The following is a 16183-nucleotide window of genomic DNA, read 5'->3' on the forward strand; positions in this document are numbered from 1 at the left end:
TCAGGCCGCCAGGGCTATGGCCTCCTGGGCGGCATAGTAGCGCGCCTCCGCCTCGGCGGGCGGGATGTTTCCGATCGGCTCGAGGAGGCGGCGGTTGTTGAACCAGTCCACCCATTCGAGGGTGGCGAACTCGACGCCCTCCAGGCTGCGCCACGGGCCGCGGCGCCGAATGACCTCGGTCTTGAACAGGCCGATGACGCTCTCGGCCAGCGCGTTGTCGTAGCTGTCGCCGACGCTGCCGACCGACGGCTCGATGCCCGCTTCCGCCAGGCGCTCGGTGTAGCGGATAGACACGTATTGGACCCCGCGATCGCTGTGATGGATCAGCCCCATGCCCTGGACAGGCCGCCGGTCATGCAGCGCCTGCTCCAGGGCATCCAGGACGAAGCCAGCATGGGAGGTGCGCGACACCCGCCAGCCGACGATCCGCCGCGCGAAGGTGTCGATGACGAAGGCGACGTAGACGAAGCCCTGCCAGGTCGCGACGTAGGTGAAGTCCGACACCCAGAGCAGGTTCGGCCGCGGCGCCAGGAACTGCCGGTTTACCCGGTCGGCCGGGCATGGCGCGCCCTTGTCGGGCACCGTCGTCCTGGTCTCCTTGCCACGCACCACGCCGCGCAGGCCCATCTGGCGCATCAGCCGCGCCACCGTGCAGCGGGCGACCGACGTCCCCTCGCGGCCGAGCTGGCGCCAGACCTTCCGCACGCCGTAGACGCCGAAGTTCTCGGCGTGGACCCGCCGCACCTCCGCCCGCAGCATGCTGTCCCGCTGCGACCTGGCCGAGCCCAGAGTGGGATCGGCGCGGCGCGCGGCATGGGCGTGGTAGGTGGACGGGGCGATCGGCAGAACCCGGCAGATCGACTCGACCCCGTACACGCCCCGATGATCGTCGATGAAGGCGATCATGGCTTCGACCGGCGGTCGAGCTCCGCCAGGGCAAAATACGCTGATGCCTTGCGCAGGATCTCGTTCGCCTGGCGCAGCTCGCGGTTCTCCCGCTCCAGCGCCTTGATGCGATCCCGATCCTCGCTCGTGGGCCCGGCACGCTTGCCGCGGTCACGCTCGGCCTGCCGGACCCAGCGACGCAGCGTCTCCGCCGTGCAGCCGATCTTCGCCGCGATCGAGCCGATCGCCGCCCATTGCGAGCCATGCTCCCCGGCGCCGTCCAGCACCAGCCGCACCGACCGCTCCCGAACCTCAGGCGAGTAGCTCGCCGCCGTCTTCTTCGCCGTCATCGCTCCATCCTCTCAACGGTTGGAGCCTCCGCCAAACCCGGCGCGGTTCACGGCTTCTTTCCTTTGCCTTTCGGGGCAGGAGTATTAGTTTCGGTATCGTTTCATATGGTGGAGGCGAGAGCATGTCCGGATGGGGATCGGGACGCGGCCCGGGGGTGGAGCCGGGTGGCTTCGGCTACCGGCCGCCGGCGAATCTGCTGGGCGACTTCTCCCTGCACCTCGACCCGACGCTGCTGGTCCCGATCAACGGCTGGTGGCTGCAACCCTCGGACGGGAAGGGGGCGCGGCTGGGCTCGCTGCTGCCCAACGGCTTCGACTGGTCGATCCTGCCGGCATTGAGCGGCTTCGCCCGCGACATGGCCGGGCCGGGCCAGGCCAACCCATCCCAGAACTTCGCCCGGAACATCCAGGCCAATGGCGGCCTGCCCTGGGACAAGATCCGCGACTTCGTGGGCGAGCAGGCCAAGAGCGCCTTCTGGAAGGATCTGCTGGTGCGGGGCACGCGCAACATGGTCACCGGCGAGCCCGCCAGCATCGGCAAATGGGATGCCTCCGGGATGGCGGTGCCGGACGGCGTGGACGGCTCGACCGTCGCCGGCACCGGGCTCGACACCCGCATGCTCTCCGCCATCGGGCTGGGCAGCGGCGCGCTGGGCCTGGGCAAGCGCTTCCGTTTCGTCAGCGACACCGATGTCAGCCTTCTGATCTTCATCGACAAGGATGCCTACCCCGACAAGCCGGCCTGGCTGTTCGGCGGCGGCGGCGTGAACATCCAGAAGCCGCTGGATGGCGGGAAGGTCTGGAACATCAAGATCGGCGGCGGCCGCGACCAGCTCGGCGGCCTCGGCATCTTCGGCGTGCTGAGCATCTCTCCGAAGGACTGATCCGGACGGCGGGGTGTGGTCCGTTGCGCTGCGGTGTTCCGGCGTGGGACCGGGAGGAGAGGCCGTCCTCTCCACGGACCCTCCCCTGCCGGGGCCACAAGCCGGCCCCGGACCCCGCTGGGAGGCTGGTGCTTCCGGTGAGCGTCAGCCTGCGGGCTGAACCCTGACGGAACGCAGACAGGCGGGACTCCGAAAAAGGCTCAGAGCGCGTCAGTGAGTGCGGCCACCGTACCCGCCGAGGAGCCATGCTCCTCGGCGCTGTGACCCCGTATCAGGCGTCCCGCGGCAGCACTGATCGGGTCCAGGGCCCGCAGGGTCCTGGCGGAGTGGGGGTACGGGGGCGAGGCAGAGCCTTGCCCCCGGGGGACCGGTGCCACGCCCGCGCGTCACCCCGCTTCCGCTACAGCCGCGCCGTCCATCCGGGCGCGCCCTGCCGCCCGTCGCCGATCAGTGCGAAGGGCGCCCAGTAGAAGGGGTGGCCAAAGCTTTCGGGCAGGCGTTTCCCCGCCTCGTCGAGGATCAGCAATTGTGCGCCGCGCAGCGCCGCCGCCGTGGAATCGCCCTCCTTCTGCCGGCGCAGCAGGTCGGCCACGGTCAGCGCCGAGGCTGCGTCGTCCACGGACCAGTGCGTCGCCAGCAGCCCGCGGGCTCCTGCGTAGAAGAAGGCGCGCGCCAGCCCAGACAGCGCCTCGCCGCCGCCTGCCCCGCCTGGCCCGCCGGTGTTGCAGGCGGAGAGGATGACGAGGTCCGCATCCATCTTCAGCGCCAGCATCTTGCTGGCGGGCACGAAGGCCTTCGATGCATCCGCCGCGCCGGGCGGCGGCGAGACGACGATCGACGGCTCCTGGAGGCAGGACAGCTCCCCCGGCAGCAGCGCATGGGTGGCGAGGTGCAGGATGCGCGTCTGCCCCAGATCGGCGCGGCGCAGCGCCTGCGCGGTGAAGGCCGCCCCCAGCGTGACGGAGCCGGGCCGCGCGCCCAGAGTCTCCTGCGCCAGCTGCACCTCCACCCGTGTCCCGGGCAGCCGCCCAAGCCCCTGCGCCAGCCGCGCGTCGTTGGCGCAGCGGTCGGAGGGGAAGGTGCGGACGAGCTGCGCCGCGGTGGGCGGCACGAAGTCACCGAAGCCGAGATAGGGCAGCGGCGCGGCGGAGCCGCTGCCCGCCCGGCGGAGGGTGACCAGGGTCTGCGGCGAGGGCGAGTGCGCCACGGCGAAGCGTCGGACCAGCCAGGGGGCCGCGGCCAGGGGTTGCGACGGGTCGAGCGGCCCGGTCAGCAGCATGCCGAAGGGGATCGCCAGCAGCGGCCCGTCCGGCACGACGATCAGCGTCTGCGCCCCCTCCATCGCGGGGGCCAGCGGGGCCAGCAGCGCTTGGTAGAGCGCATGCGCCGGGGCGCCGTCGAAGCGGCCAGGGGCGGCGCCGTCGGGGCCGGCGGCCCCCTGGCGCAGCGCCTGGGCCAGCCGCTGCGCCTCGCCCTCGTTCAGCGTCGTCCGCGCCGTCGTGACCTCGCCGGAGCGCAGCGCGAGGACGTGGCCGTGGTCGCGCCCCAGCAGCATGGTCACCAGCACCTCGCCGGGGCTCAGCGCCGCCGCGGCGTCGGCCGCCTCCGTTACCGTCAGCAGCAACTGGCGGTAGCCGGGGGCGGCGGCGGCGACCTCGCTCTCCGCCTCGGCGCGCAGGCGCTGCGCCTCGGCGATCCGCTCGTCGATCGCGGCGGTGGGGTTGCGCGCGCCCGGGCCGGGCGGCGGCAGCGTGTCACGCTGGGCGTAGAGCTCGCGCAGCGCCTGGTCGGCGTCCTGGAGCCGCCGCACCGCGGTCCCCACGGCCTCGTTGCCGCCGGCGGCGGCGAGGCGTGCGCTGGCCTGCTGCACGAAGCGCACCGTGGCGCCGCGCTGGGCGAGCTGCGCGGCGACGAACATCTCCCGCCGCAGCGCGGCTGCCTCGGCCGGCTTCGCCGCCGCCTCCGCCGCCAGGGCATCGAGATAGGGCAGCACCGTCTCCGCCGGCAGGGCGATCTGGCGCGCCCGCAGCACGGTGGCGCCGTTGCGGAAGGCGAGCAGCGCGGAATCGCGCCGCCCCTCGTTCAGCAGCCGGGAGCCGGCGAGGAACAGCGTCACCGCCTCGGGCCGCTCGCCGGGGGCGGCAGCGTTGAAGCGGCGCGCCGCCGCCTCCAGCTGCGAGGTGGCGCGCTCGTCGCGGCCCAGGCGGCTGTCCATGCTGCCCAGGGTGCGCAGGCCGCGTCCCTGCAGCATGCCGGAGCTGTCGAGCCGCGCCCGTTGCAGCAACCGCTGGCTCTCCGCCGCGAGGGCGGGCGCCTCCTCGGGCCGGCCGGCGCGGGCGACGGCGATGGCGCGGGCGCGCCGTGCCTCGGCCAGCCCGATCAGCGCGGCGCGCGCGGAGGGGGTGCCGGCGATGGTCACGTCGCCCAGCGGCGCCGAGCCCTCGAGGCTGTCCGGCACCTGGGCGGCGTAGGCCGTCTCCGCCCGGCGCAGCAGCGCCTCGGCCTCGGCCGGCTCCCCGGCGTTCAGCGCGTGCAGGCCGCGGTAGTGCAGCAGCCGGGCCGGGGCCACGGTGTCGGCGGCGCGGGGCGCGAGGCTGTCCGCCCGGGCGAAGAGCTGCTCCGCGTCGCGCAGGCGCTGCTGGTTGGACAGGTTCAGCGCCAGGCTCATCAGCGCCTGGACGGTGTTGGGGTTGTCCCGGCCCAGCGCCCGCTCCTGCACCGCCAGGGCGGAGCGGTAGGCCTCCTCGGCCGAGGCGTAGTTCTCCGCCTGGTTGAGCTGGGTGCCCAGCTCCATCAGCTGCTCGTAGCGGCCGACATCGTCGGCGCTGAAGGCGCTGGCGCTGAGCTGGCGCACCGCCAGCGCCGCCGAGGCGGAACGGCCGGCGGAGACGCCGCCGCCCGTGCCCTGGCCGAGCGCCAGCCGCTCCATCACCGGCAGGGCGGTGACCAGCCCGTCCGCCACCACCGGGCCGCGCGGGCCGGCGGTGACCAGGGCGACGTGCGGCCAGCCGCCGACCCGCCGGGTGCAGCTCAGCAGCCGGGCGGGGGCGCCGCCGGAGAGGGTGGTCGCCTCCGGCGCGCCACAGGTCACGCGCTGGTCGAGCTGGGTGCGCCAGAGCCCCCCGCGCGCCAGCGCGTCGAGGGAGGCGGCGTCGCTGCCGCCCTGGAGCTCCACCACCCGGGCGGCGGGCTGGGTCCAGCCGCCGCAGAAGGCCTCGCGGGCGCGCAGCACCGGCAGGTCGGCGGGAGGGGCGGCGGCAGGCTGGGCGAGGCAGGCGCCGCCGCGGGCATCCTGCCCGGCCGGCTCGCCCTCCGCCCGCCGGGCGGAGGTGGCCTCGCCCGGGGCGACATAGGCCCCGGGCGGCGGGGCGTTGCAGGCGCCGAGCGCCAGCAGCGGGGCGAGGAGGAGGGAGGCGGTCAGTCGCGGCATGGCCCTGGGCCCTCCTGGCCCGGATCGGGTCGCCCCTCGGGACGCTCCCCGGATGGCGCGCATCAGAAGCGGACCAGGGTGCGGAAGAAGAGCGCGTATTCCTTCAGCCGCTCCGTGCCGGCGCCATCCGGCTGGCGGGTGGTCCGCTCCACCCCCTCCACGTCGACCTGCAACGCCTGGTTCAGCGGCAGGCGCAGCCCGATGCCCCAGGAGGAGAGGCGGCGGTCGCGGTCGACCTCCTGGTTCTCCCAGGTCCGGCCGATGTCGCGGAAGGCGTAGAACTGGGGGGTCGGCTGCAGCGTCCAGCCCAGGCCGGGCAGCTCCACGGGCTGCATCGCCAGGTCGAACTGCAGCTCCATGGCCACGCCGAAGGCCTTGTCGCCGGTGATCTGGCCCGAATAGAAGCCGCGCCCCAGCCGGGCGCCGCCGAGGTAGAACTTCTCGGCCGTCGGCAGCACGTCGTCGCTGTACTGACCCTGCAGCAGCGCCTGGACGCTGACCATCGAGTTCTCGAACGGCGAGAAGAGCGGCTGGGTGCGCTGCACCTCGGCGGAGATCTTCAGGAAGTCGAACTGGCTGCCGGCCCGCGACGCCTTGTCGTTGTCGTTGCCGGTGGCGCCCAGGATGTCCAGCCCCTGCGAGACGCGGAAGCCCCCCAGCGTGGTGGCGGGCGGCAGGAAGGAGATCAGGCTGTCCAGCGCCTGCCCGTCCAGCCCGGCGCGCAGCGTGCGGATGCCGTCGCGCGACAGCCGCGCGCTGCTGGCGCCGACGCCGGTGTCCACCGTGCTGTCGAAGACGTCGAACTGGCCGACGGCGTAGAGGTTCATCGGGCGGCTGCGGATGATCGGGTAGGAGACGGCGAGGCCGCCCACCGCCGTGTCGCCCTCGTAGCCCAGGGCGGCGAGCGGGGAGCCCGGCCGCGCCCGGCCGCCGCCGGCATAGAGCCGCACGCGCAGGCCGGAGCCGCCGACGAAGGCCTCGACCGAGCCCTGGACGAAGCTCTGGTTGTTCGCCTCGCCGCCGAACAGCGCCAGCTCCGTGCGCTCGCCGAATTCCGTGAAGGAGTTCAGCCCGGCGACCAGCAGCCCCTCCCAGGGGCCGGTCAGGCGGTAGCCGCGGTTGTCGATGTTGAAGTAGCCCGAATACCACTTGCGCTCGACCTGGGCGACGAGCTGGAGCGCGCCGGGCGAGGAGGGCAGGGGCCGCAGCACGCCGCGCACCGTCACGCCGGGGATGTCGGAGGCCAGGAGCAGCGCCCGCTCGATCGCGGCCCCGGAGGCGGGACGCTGATCGACCAGCCGGTTGAGGAAGCGCAGGACCTGGGTGCCGGCCGGGCCGATGTCGCCCTCCAGCTTCACCTCCTCGACGTAGCCTTCCGTCACCGCGAAGGCGAGGTCGGCGGTGCCGTCGGGCCGCGGGGTCAGGCCGGCGGCGACGGAGGCGAAGGGGTAGTCGGCCGCACGGTAGGCGCGCAGCACGGCAAGGCGGGCATCCTCGATCTCCGCCAGGCTGGCCGCCTGCCCCTCCTGCAGCGGCACGGCGGCGCGCAGCGTGGCCGCGGGCACGGCGGTGCTGCCCTGTACCGAGATCCGGCCGATCCGCACCTGCGCGGCGGCGCCGGGCCCGGTCTGCGGCACCACCGGGGGCGGCTGGATGGAGGGGGAGAGGCGCGGCAGCTCCGGCTGGGCCGTCCGGTCCACCGGATTCTCCTGCAAGGCCGGCGGCGCCACGCGCGGCGGCACCGTCTGGGCGAGGGCACCGACGGGCATGGCGAGGCAGGCGAGCAGCGCCGACCGGACTGGCAGCATCGTGGAACCGTAACCCCCGGAGACCGTCACGGAGACGTTATGGGCTTCCGTGGCCCGGGTCCATGCCCGCGCGCCCCGCCGGCGCCGGTCAGCCGGGGCTGACCGTCAGCTCCGCCGCCGCGATGGTCAGGCTTCCCGGCCCCATCATGAGGGCCGGCGCCGACAGCGGCGAGATGGTCAGCGCATTGCCGCCGCTGGGCGCGTCGAACAGGCCGAGATGGGTCAGGATCCCGGGCGCCGTCGTGAAGGTGAAGGTCAGCGCGGTGGCGTTGCGCTGCTCGCCCGTGCCGTTGAAGGTCACCCGCTGGCGCGCATAGCCGGTGCCGGCGGGCTCTCCCGTCAGCCCCAGGGCGCTGCCGCCCGTGCCCAGCGCGGCGTAGACCGCGCCGGGCGGGACGGGCAGGCGGCCGCAGAGGGTGCGGGCGAGCAGGTCGCGGGAATAGTCCGTCAGGTCGCTCATGTCGGTCTCCCTGGCTGGGGTGGTGCTGGGGGAAGGGGCCGGCGGGTCAGGCGCCGCGCGGATCGGCGACGGCGCCGAGCCGGAAGTTTTGCAGGATCACCTCGACGGTGGAGCCCGCGGGGGAGAGCGCCGGCCGCAGCATCACGGCCGCCCACAGCTTCAGCGAGGCCTGGTCGCCCGCCATCTCGAAGGGGTGGGTGGCGATCCGCCCGGCGAAGCCGCCGGCCTGGATCGGCAGGTCGGTGACGCCGAAGTTCAGGGCGATCGCCTGCGGGACGTAGCCCGGCACCTTCGCCACCGTGAGCGACACGCCGCCGATCGGCGCGCCGTTGGTCACCGCCACGTCCACCATGGCAACGCACGGGCCGGTGCCCAGCGCCGGCACGCCGGCGGTGATGGTGGAGAGGTTGACGGTCCAGGACTCGGTGGCCGCCGTGCCGCCCGGGGTGAAGAGCAGGCGCAGCGCCCGGCCGCCGTTGCGCTCGATGGTGGAGACCGCGCAGGAGGATCCGGCCGAGGCGGGGCCGGACACGGTGACGTCGCGCGGCGGCGACCCGGTCGTGCCGGCGCCGGACACGCTGCCGGCCACCCCGCCCGTGGCGTTGGTCATGCCGGGGTTGAGCACCAGGTTGGCGCCGGTGAAGGCGGCCGCGTGCCAGTCGCCCGGCGCGATCAGCGTGGCCAGCGTGTCGCGGATCACCAGCGCCTCGCGATAGGCGCCGGACGGGCCGGGGTGGAGGTTGTCCACCAGCAGGCCGGGCAGGCAGTAGTCGTTGCCCTGCGCCGGGTCCTCGTAGGCGGTGGCGATGTCCATCAGCACCACGCCCGGCGCGGCCGCGGCCCAGGCGCGCAGGGCGTCGTTCACCTGCCGGCGCCGGGCCGCGCGCGCCGTGTTGTCCACCCCGCCCAGCGCCGCGTAGAAGGGCCGGATGGTGGTGACGACGGGCCTGCGCCCGGCCGCCAGCACCTGCTGCGCCATCTGCTGCTTGTTGGCGACGATGCCCTCCGCCGGGGCGCCGTTCAGGATGTCGTTCACCCCGCCGTCGATCACCACGACCGGCGCGTTCATCGCCAGCACCTCCGGCAGCCGGGTCGTCATGCCCGGCTGGCCGCCGAGCGGCGAGGTGGTGTCGCCGCGGATGCCGTGGTTGGAGCCGCTGAAGTAGCGCGGCGCCGTGCTGGGCCGGGCGTCGGAGGATTTCCACACATCCATCCGCGCCGCCGGGAACAGCACCCGGGCCCAGGAGTAGGGGCCCGAGGCGGAGGAGTTCAGCGGCAGCCCGGTGGCGGAGCCGGTATCGCCGTTCTGGTCGATGCTGTCGCCCAGGAAGGCGACCCGCGTGCCGGCGGGCAGGAGGGCGGGCACGGCCGAGGCTGCGGCCGTCCCGAGCCCGTGCAGGACGGGAGAGATGCCGAGCATCAGGCCACGCCCGCGCCGGTCAGGTGGCACAGGCGGGTCGTGCCGCCATCCGGGGAATAGACCAGCAGGCTGGCCACGCCGTTGGCCTTGATCTTCGTGTGGCCCTCGGAGTTCACGATGGCGCCGCTGAAGTTGGCGAGCGTCACCGGCAGGTCCGCGCCGGAGCGGTTGACCACGAGGCAGGAGAAGCCGTCGCCCGTCGCCGCCCAGTCCAGCGACAGGCTGGTCCCGGGGTTGGCGATCAGCATGCGGGCGTTGTGGGACGCCTGGGTCAGCGCCGTGGCGGCGGCCAGGACCAGCCTGGCCATGCGCCGCTCGGTGAACTGGCCGTCGACATACTGCCGGGTGGCGGCCTGCATCGCCGCGGCCGGATCGGCGGCCAGGACCAGCGGCCCGGCGAGCGTCACGGTGCCGTCGGGCGCGATGCGCAGGCGCTGCGCGCTGGTGCCGCCCTGGCGCAGCTCCAGCACCAGCGAGCCGGATTCCGCGCCGCCCGCCACCGCGTCGGCGAGGACGGCGAGGGTGCCGAACACCGTCTCGGCGCCGGCGGCGTTCATGCCGTTGAAGCTGATCTGCCCCAGCCGGTCGCCCGCCGCGGGGGTGGTGGAGATGCGGCGGATGTTCACCCGCGTCGGCGCCGTGGCGTTGTTCGAGGCGCCGAGGTCGATGCCCCCGTTCGGGTTCAGCGTCGGGTCGCCGCCGATGCCGAGGTTGGCCGCGCCCGGTCCGACCGAGAGGACATAGGCGCCCTGGTCGCCCGCATTGGCCAGGTTCAGCCGCGCGCCGAGGCTGGCGGAGCGGCGGCGCAGGGTGACGGTGCCGTCCGCCGCGATCTCCAGCCGCCTGGTGGGGCCCTCCGCCGCCGAGGGGATGGTCGCCAGCTCCACCGTGCCGCCGGTGACCTGCGCCGCGACGGTGGCGCCGCGGTTGCCCAGCATGGCGATCCGGCGCAGCGCCGCGTCGGAGGCGCCGGCGAAGGTGGCCGTCCGCAGCTCCGTGCCCACCAGGGTCAGGGCGACGGCGCCGGCGCCCATATAGACCAGGTTCGGATAGGTGGCGCCGTCCAGGCTCGGGCCCGGCGTCAGGTCGCAGGCCTCCAGGGTCAGCGCGCCGGACTGGACGTCCAGCGTGCGCAGCACGCCGCCGTTCACCACCGCGCCGACGATCTGGTTCTGCTCGGACGAGCTGGTGTCGAGCAGCACGGTCCGCCCCTGCGAGGAGAGGAAGCCGCCGATCCACTTCGTGCGGAAGGCGTTGCCGGTGAGGTGCAGCCCGACCGTCGCGGGATCGGCGATGCCGGGGTGGTTGTCGGCCGAGCAGTTCACGCACTGGACCGCCGCCGCGCCGCTGCCCAGCCGGAAGCCCACGTCGTAGCCGTAGGCGAAGCAGTCCACCAGCTCCGCCACGTCCGCGTTCTCGACGTGGAAGGCGGTGCCGGTGCGCCGGTTGGCCCAGATGTGCAGCATGCCGCCGGAGACGTAGCCCGCGGCATGGGTCGAGCCCTGCAGGTCCACCGTGGTGGCGGAGACGACGGTGACGGTGAAGCGCCCGTTCGCCGCGGCGAGGCCCTGGCAGCCGGCGAGGTTCACCACATCCCCGGTGGCCAGGCCGTGCGCTTCGGCCGTCGTGACGCGGATCAGGCCGGCGCCGTTGTTGGCGAGGCCCGACACGCTGCGCGAGACCAGGGAGAGGTTGCTGAGGTTGCCCGTCAGGAACGGCCAGAAGTGGATGCCGCGCAGCCGGGAGATGTCGTAGGACTGCTCCAGCCGGATGCCGTTGCGGTTGTCGCCCGCGATGTCGCGGAGCTGGACGCGGGCGTTGTAGACGCTGCGCACCGCCTGGTCGAAGCCCAGGATCAGCAGGCTCTCCGCCCGGGCGTCGGAGCCGTTGTGGTTGGTCCCGTCGCCGATGGTGACGGCCGTGCCGGCGAAGCCCGCGACCATCGTCAGCGCCTCGCGCAGCGTCGCCGGCGGCGCCAGGCCACGGCGGATCACCGCGACGCCCACCAGGCCGGCATTGCGGCGCAGGCGGATGGTGCGCGCCGGATCGAGCAGCAGCGTGTAGGGCACCGCGCGGTAGTCGCCCTCCGCCCGCTGCGCGCCGGGCGAGATGCCGCCGGCGAGGGTGACGTTCGGCCGGATGTCCAGTTCCGCCCCCGCGACCAGGTAGCGCTTCGGACCCAGCTGCACGGTGCCGCCGCCCTGCTCCGCCGCCGCGTCGATCGCCGCCTGGATGGCGGCGGCATCGTCGGTGACGCCGTCGCCGCGGGCGCCGTAGTCGCGCACGTGCAGCGGCCGGTCCGGCAGCAGCGCACCGCGCAACTGGGTCAGGCTGGCGCGCCGCGTGGCGCTGCCGGCCGCGGTGGCCTGCACGACGGGAAGCAGGTCGGCCTCGGCGAAGGCCCCGGCGGCGGGAAGGCTGCTGATCGTCACGTCTGGCATGGGGCGGGGGAATCCTGTCTCGGAGAGGAGGGGGGAAGGCGAGGGGCGGGGAGGCGGCAGGCCGGGGGGGGGTACCGTCAGGCGAGGAGGCGGGCGCGGGCCTCGGTCAGCAGCGCATCGCCGGCCTCGGTCAGCAGGGCGGCGGCCTGTACCGCCTGGCGGCGGGCGAGCAGGCCGAACGTCACCTGGCTGGAGCCGGCGAGGCGCAGCGGCACCGTGTTGGTGTCGAGCAGCAGGCCGGGGCCGGGGACGCCGCCATCGCGGATCGGCAGCAGGGCGCTGGCATCGGCGGCCTGCAGCACGACCAGGTGGCCGGCGCCGAGCCGCGCGGCGACCGGTGCGAAGTAGCCGCTGGCCAGCACGGCGGCGCGCGGGTCCGAGGTCGCATAGCGCCACAGGACGAAGGAGCCCGACGCCAGCAGTGGCGTGAGGCCCTGGGACTCGAAGGGCATGGGCGGCGGTGGCTCCTCGGCGCGGGCATGGCGACGCGCCCCGCCAGCGGGGGCGGGCGGGGCGGCGGCGGGCGGGGATGGAGGGGGCTGCCGGGCGCAACTCGCCCGTTGGCCCCGCCGCTGTAGAGGACCGTCAGCCTATGGTCAAGGAAATAATACCTATATCGTGCCGGGTGGCGGCGGTTCCCTCATCGGCGCCGCCCTGCTCTAGTCCCCTGCGTTCCGCCGGCCTGGAGGCGCCTGCCGCATGCGTCCGATTCACGTCCTGCTGTTCCTGCTCGCTGCGCTGCTGGCACCGCTGCCGGGCCACGCGCAGGAGCGGGTGATCCACGTCTACAACTGGACGGACTACATCGATCCCTACGCGGTCGAGCGCTTCCAGCGCGAGACGGGCATCCGCGTGCGCTACGACGTCTTCGACAGCCTGGAGACGCTGGAGGCCAAGCTCTCCGCCGGCCGCTCCGGCTACGACATCGTCGTGCCGACCTCCGAGCCGACCTTCGCCCGGCTGGTGCGGGCGGGGGCGCTGCGCCGGCTCGACCGCGCGGCGATCCCGAACTTCGCCGGCCAGGACCCGGCGCTGCTGGAACGGGTGGCGTCCAGCGACCCCGGCAACGCGCATGGCGCGATCTACCTGTGGGGCACGATCGGCATGGGCATCCGCCCGGGCCGCATCCGCGCCCTGGCGCCCGACGCGCCCCTGGACAGCCTCGACCTGCTGCTGAAGCCCGAGCAGATCCGCCGCTTCGCCCGCTGCGGGGTCGCGGTGATGGACAGCGGCATCGACGTGATCCCCTCCGTGCTGCGCTGGCTGGGGCGCGACCCGAACGGAAGCGGGGCCGAGGACCTGCGCGCGGCGGAGCAGGCGCTGCTGGCCATCCGGCCGCAGGTGCGCGCCATCATCTCCTCGGCCGCCATCACCGACGCGCTGGCGACGGGCGAGTACTGCCTCGCCTTCAGCTATTCCGGCGACATCGTGCAGGCCCAGGTGCGCGCCCGCGCGGCGGGGCGGGGCGACGACCTGGCCTATGTGCAGCCGCGGGAGGGGGCGCAGCTCTGGTTCGACATGCTGGCGATCCCGGCGGACGCGCCGAACCCGGAGGACGCGCAGCGCTTCATCGACTTCCTGCTGCGCCCGGATGTCATCGCGGGCGTGACCAACCAGGTGCGCTACCCCAACGCCGTCCCCGCCTCCCGCCCGCATCTGAGCGAGGAGGTGGCGCGCGACCCGAACGTCTATCCCACGCCGGAGATGATCGCCCGTACCTTCACCGTCGCCGCCCCGCCGCCGGCGGCGGAACGCGCCCGCGCCCGGCTCTGGTCGCGCTTCAAGGCCGGGCGTTGAGCGGGGCGCTGTTGCGCCTCGCGGGCGTGCGCAAGAGCTTCGGCGGCGTGGTGGCGCTGGACGGGCTGGACCTCGACGTGGCGCCAGGGGAATTCCTGGCGCTGCTGGGCGGCTCCGGCTCCGGCAAGTCCACGCTGCTGCGCGTGGTGGCGGGGTTCGAGGCGCCGGATGCGGGGCAGGTGCTGTGGGAGGGGCGGGACCTGACGCCGCTGCCGCCGCACGCCCGGCCGCTGAACATGATGTTCCAGTCCTACGCGCTGTTCCCGCACCTCTCCGTCTTCGACAACATCGCCTATGGCCTGCGCCGCGACGGGCGGCCGCGCGCCGAGATCGCCGCGCGCGTCGGCGAGGCGCTGGCGCTGACCGGGTTGTCCGGGCTGGAGCGGCGGAAGCCGCACGCGCTCTCCGGCGGGCAGAAGCAGCGCGTCGCCCTGGCCCGCGCCCTGGTGAAGCGCCCGCGCCTGCTGCTGCTGGACGAGCCGCTGGGGGCGCTGGATGCAGGGCTGCGCGAGCGCACGGGCTTCGAGCTGCGCGCCCTGCAACGCGAGACGGGCGCCGCCTTCGTCATGGTGACGCACGACCAGGCGGAGGCGCTGTCGCTCGCCGACCGCGTCGCCGTACTGGCGGAAGGGCGGATCGCGCAGGTCGGCCCGCCGCGCGAGGTCTATGCCCGCCCCGCCACGCGCACCGTCGCGGGCTTCCTGGGCGGGGCGAACGTGGTCGAGGGCCGGCGCACGCCCGACGGCGCGCTGGCGGCCCCGGGCCTCACCCTGCGCGCGGCGGCGCCGCTGCCCGAGGGGGTGAGCGCCTGCGCCCTGCGCCCGGAGAGTCTGCGCGCGGTGCCGATGCCGGGGGAGAACACGGCCGAGGGCGTGGTGGAGGAGGTGGCCTTCCGCGGCGGCGACAGCCTCGTGCTGCTGCGCCTGCCGGGTGGCGTCACGCTGCGCGCCGCCCTGCCGGGGGTGCCGCCGGAGCGGGGGGCGGTGCTGCGCCTGGGCTGGGAGGCGGCGTCGGTGGTGCCGCTGCGCGGCTGATGCGGCGCTGGCTGCTGCCGCCGGTCGTCCTCTGGCTCGCCCTGCTGGTGGCGGCGCCGCTGGCGGTGGTGGGGGTGCTGGCGCTGTCCTGGCAGGCGGAGGGGGTGCCGCCCTTCGCCCCGCCCTGGGGGGAGGGGGGCGTGAACCCCGATAACCTCGCCCTGGTGCTGGGCGACCCCTACTACCGCGACGCCTTCGGGCAGTCGCTGGTCCTGGCCGGGGTGACGGCGGCGCTGTGCCTGCTGCTGGCCCTGCCCATGGCGCTGGCCATCGCCCGCTCGCCGCGCGCGCAGCTCCTGCTGGGGCTGGTGCTGCTGCCGCTCTGGACAGGCTTCCTACTGCGCGTCGGCGCCTGGATCGGGCTGCTGCGCGACGAGGGCTGGATCAACGGAATCCTGCGCGGGCTCGGCTGGATCGAGCAGCCGCTGGCGCTGCTCTACTCGCCGCTGGCGCTCTACCTGGGCATGGTCCACGCCTACCTGCCCTTCGCCGTGCTGCCGCTCTATGCCGCCTTCGCCCGGATGGACCCGGCGCTGGAGGAGGCGGCGGCCGATCTCGGCGCCACGCCCACCCGCGCCTTTCTCACCGTCACCCTGCCGGCGGTGGCGCCCGGGGCGGCGGCGGCCTTCCTGCTGGTCTTCATCCCGGCGGCAGGGGAATACGTGGTGCCGGAGCTGCTCGGCCCGCCGGAGGCGCTGCCAGTCGGGCGGGCGCTGTTCCAGGAGTTCTTCCAGAACCGCGACTGGCCCGTGGCGGCCGCGCTGGCCTGCGCCCTGCTGGCGCTGCTGCTCGGCCCGATCCTGCTGTTCCAGCGGCTGGAGGCGCGGCGGTGACCCCGCGCTGGGCCGGTTGGGGGCTGTGGCTGGGGCTGGGATTCCTGTGGCTGCCGGTGCTGCTGCTGCTGGCCTATGCCTTCAGCGCCGATCCGGTGCCCTTCCGCTGGGGCGGCTTCTCGCTGCGCTGGTTCGCCGCGCTGGCGGCGGATGAGCCACTGGTGGAGGCCGCCTGGCGCTCCCTCCGCATCGCCGCCGGGGCGGCGACGCTGGCCACGCTGCTGGGGGGTGCCACCGGCTGGCTACTGGCCCGTGCCGGGCCCTTCCGCGGCCGCGCGCTGCTGGGGGCGCTGTCCGGGGCGCCGCTGGTGCTGCCGGAGGTGGTGACCGGGCTGTCGCTGCTGCTGCTCTTCGTCGCGCTGGAGACCGCCATCGGCTGGCCGGCGGGGCGTGGCGCCGGCACGGTGCTGCTGGCGCAGGCGAGCCTGGGCGCGGCCTATGCCGCCGTGGTGGTGCAGGCGCGGCTGGCCAGCACGGGGCGGGAGCTGGAGGAGGCGGCGGCCGATCTGGGCGCGCGGCCGGCCACGGTCTTCGCCACCGTGACCCTGCCCGCCATGGCGCCGGCGCTGGCGGCGGGCTGGCTGCTGGCCTTCACCCTGGCGTTGGACGACGTGGTGCTGGCGAGCTTCGTCTCCGGCCCCTCGGCGACCACCCTGCCGGTGGCGCTGTTCTCCATGCTGCGCCTGGGCATGACACCGAAGGTGAACGCGCTGGCGGTGGTGCTGCTGGGGGTGGTGGCGCTGGGGCTGGCGGTGGCGTGGGGGGTGGCCGCCGCGCGGCGCGGGCGGGCCGGCTGATCCGCCGCGGCGTGCCAGGGGGTCGATGGCGGTGCTCCGCCCAA

General features: G+C 74.6%; 12 protein-coding genes and 1 other annotated feature. Of the genes, 5 read left to right on the forward strand and 7 right to left on the reverse strand.

Translation table 11 applies throughout. From position 1 onward, the window contains the following. Positions 1 to 1235 (reverse strand): IS3 family transposase gene (locus LPC08_RS02360; protein ID WP_230449651.1). Its coding sequence is split into 2 segments (ribosomal slippage): positions 1 to 941 and positions 941 to 1235, totalling 1236 coding nucleotides; the frame shifts between segments, so codons are not numbered across the junction. Next, positions 832 to 948 (reverse strand) — a sequence feature (AL1L pseudoknot). (Overlaps the previous gene by 117 nt.) A gap of 122 nt (positions 1236 to 1357) precedes the next feature. On the opposite strand from LPC08_RS02360, the gene LPC08_RS02365 reads away from it, so the two are divergent. Beyond that, entirely contained in the window at positions 1358 to 2119 is a 762-nt protein-coding gene (locus tag LPC08_RS02365; RefSeq protein ID WP_230451130.1) for a hypothetical protein, read from the forward strand. A gap of 400 nt (positions 2120 to 2519) precedes the next feature. On the opposite strand, the gene LPC08_RS02370 is transcribed toward LPC08_RS02365, so the two are convergent. The 6 genes from LPC08_RS02370 to LPC08_RS02395 all read right to left on the reverse strand — a co-directional run bounded on the left by LPC08_RS02370 (position 2520) and on the right by LPC08_RS02395 (position 12130). Continuing rightward, the gene (locus tag LPC08_RS02370; protein ID WP_230451131.1) at positions 2520 to 5549 is read right to left on the reverse strand and encodes a CHAT domain-containing protein; all 3030 of its coding nucleotides are present in this window, start codon (positions 5547 to 5549) and stop codon (positions 2520 to 2522) included. A 62-nt stretch (positions 5550 to 5611) separates the two neighbouring features. Continuing rightward, entirely contained in the window at positions 5612 to 7357 is a 1746-nt protein-coding gene (locus LPC08_RS02375; protein ID WP_230451132.1) for a ShlB/FhaC/HecB family hemolysin secretion/activation protein, read from the reverse strand. Positions 7358 to 7445: 88 nt separating this feature from the next. Continuing rightward, on the reverse strand, positions 7446 to 7817 hold the full coding sequence (locus LPC08_RS02380) for a phage tail fiber protein (protein ID WP_230451133.1): 372 nt from the start codon (positions 7815 to 7817) through the stop codon (positions 7446 to 7448). 46 nt (positions 7818 to 7863) lie between these two features. After that, positions 7864 to 9237: an SGNH/GDSL hydrolase family protein gene (locus LPC08_RS02385; protein WP_230451134.1), complete on the reverse strand. Its 1374-nt coding sequence runs from the start codon at positions 9235 to 9237 to the stop codon at positions 7864 to 7866. Next, the gene (locus tag LPC08_RS02390; protein ID WP_230451135.1) at positions 9237 to 11678 is read right to left on the reverse strand and encodes a glycosyl hydrolase family 28-related protein; all 2442 of its coding nucleotides are present in this window, start codon (positions 11676 to 11678) and stop codon (positions 9237 to 9239) included. Before LPC08_RS02390 ends, LPC08_RS02385 begins: the two co-directional genes overlap by 1 nt. A gap of 77 nt (positions 11679 to 11755) precedes the next feature. Then, positions 11756 to 12130, reverse strand: a complete 375-nt coding sequence (locus tag LPC08_RS02395) for a hypothetical protein (RefSeq protein ID WP_230451136.1) — start codon at positions 12128 to 12130, stop codon at positions 11756 to 11758. A gap of 247 nt (positions 12131 to 12377) precedes the next feature. Between LPC08_RS02395 and LPC08_RS02400 the strand changes: the two genes are divergently transcribed. Genes LPC08_RS02400 through LPC08_RS02415 form a run of 4 tightly spaced genes read left to right on the forward strand, consistent with a single transcriptional unit; the run spans position 12378 to position 16139 of the window. Next, on the forward strand, positions 12378 to 13475 hold the full coding sequence (locus tag LPC08_RS02400; protein ID WP_230451137.1) for an extracellular solute-binding protein: 1098 nt from the start codon (positions 12378 to 12380) through the stop codon (positions 13473 to 13475). Continuing rightward, positions 13472 to 14509: an ABC transporter ATP-binding protein gene (locus tag LPC08_RS02405; RefSeq protein WP_230451138.1), complete on the forward strand. Its 1038-nt coding sequence runs from the start codon at positions 13472 to 13474 to the stop codon at positions 14507 to 14509. Before LPC08_RS02400 ends, LPC08_RS02405 begins: the two co-directional genes overlap by 4 nt. Beyond that, entirely contained in the window at positions 14509 to 15342 is an 834-nt protein-coding gene (locus tag LPC08_RS02410; protein WP_230451139.1) for an ABC transporter permease, read from the forward strand. The genes LPC08_RS02405 and LPC08_RS02410 overlap by 1 nt, the downstream gene beginning before the upstream one ends. Then, positions 15339 to 16139: an ABC transporter permease subunit gene (locus tag LPC08_RS02415; protein ID WP_230451140.1), complete on the forward strand. Its 801-nt coding sequence runs from the start codon at positions 15339 to 15341 to the stop codon at positions 16137 to 16139. Before LPC08_RS02410 ends, LPC08_RS02415 begins: the two co-directional genes overlap by 4 nt. The last annotated feature ends 44 nt before the right edge of the window (positions 16140 to 16183 follow it).

This window comes from Roseomonas sp. OT10 (assembly GCF_020991085.1).
GTDB classification, from domain to species: Bacteria; Pseudomonadota; Alphaproteobacteria; order Acetobacterales; family Acetobacteraceae; genus Roseomonas; species Roseomonas cutis.

Coding starts and splice junctions, on each gene's coding strand:
- LPC08_RS02365 (WP_230451130.1), top strand. CDS start 1,358: ATGTCCGGATGGGGATCGGGACGCGGCCCGGGGGTGGAGCCGGGTGGC.
- LPC08_RS02370 (WP_230451131.1), bottom strand. CDS start 5,549: ATGCCGCGACTGACCGCCTCCCTCCTCCTCGCCCCGCTGCTGGCGCTC.
- LPC08_RS02375 (WP_230451132.1), bottom strand. CDS start 7,357: ATGCTGCCAGTCCGGTCGGCGCTGCTCGCCTGCCTCGCCATGCCCGTC.
- LPC08_RS02380 (WP_230451133.1), bottom strand. CDS start 7,817: ATGAGCGACCTGACGGACTATTCCCGCGACCTGCTCGCCCGCACCCTC.
- LPC08_RS02385 (WP_230451134.1), bottom strand. CDS start 9,237: ATGCTCGGCATCTCTCCCGTCCTGCACGGGCTCGGGACGGCCGCAGCC.
- LPC08_RS02390 (WP_230451135.1), bottom strand. CDS start 11,678: ATGCCAGACGTGACGATCAGCAGCCTTCCCGCCGCCGGGGCCTTCGCC.
- LPC08_RS02395 (WP_230451136.1), bottom strand. CDS start 12,130: ATGCCCTTCGAGTCCCAGGGCCTCACGCCACTGCTGGCGTCGGGCTCC.
- LPC08_RS02400 (WP_230451137.1), top strand. CDS start 12,378: ATGCGTCCGATTCACGTCCTGCTGTTCCTGCTCGCTGCGCTGCTGGCA.
- LPC08_RS02410 (WP_230451139.1), top strand. CDS start 14,509: ATGCGGCGCTGGCTGCTGCCGCCGGTCGTCCTCTGGCTCGCCCTGCTG.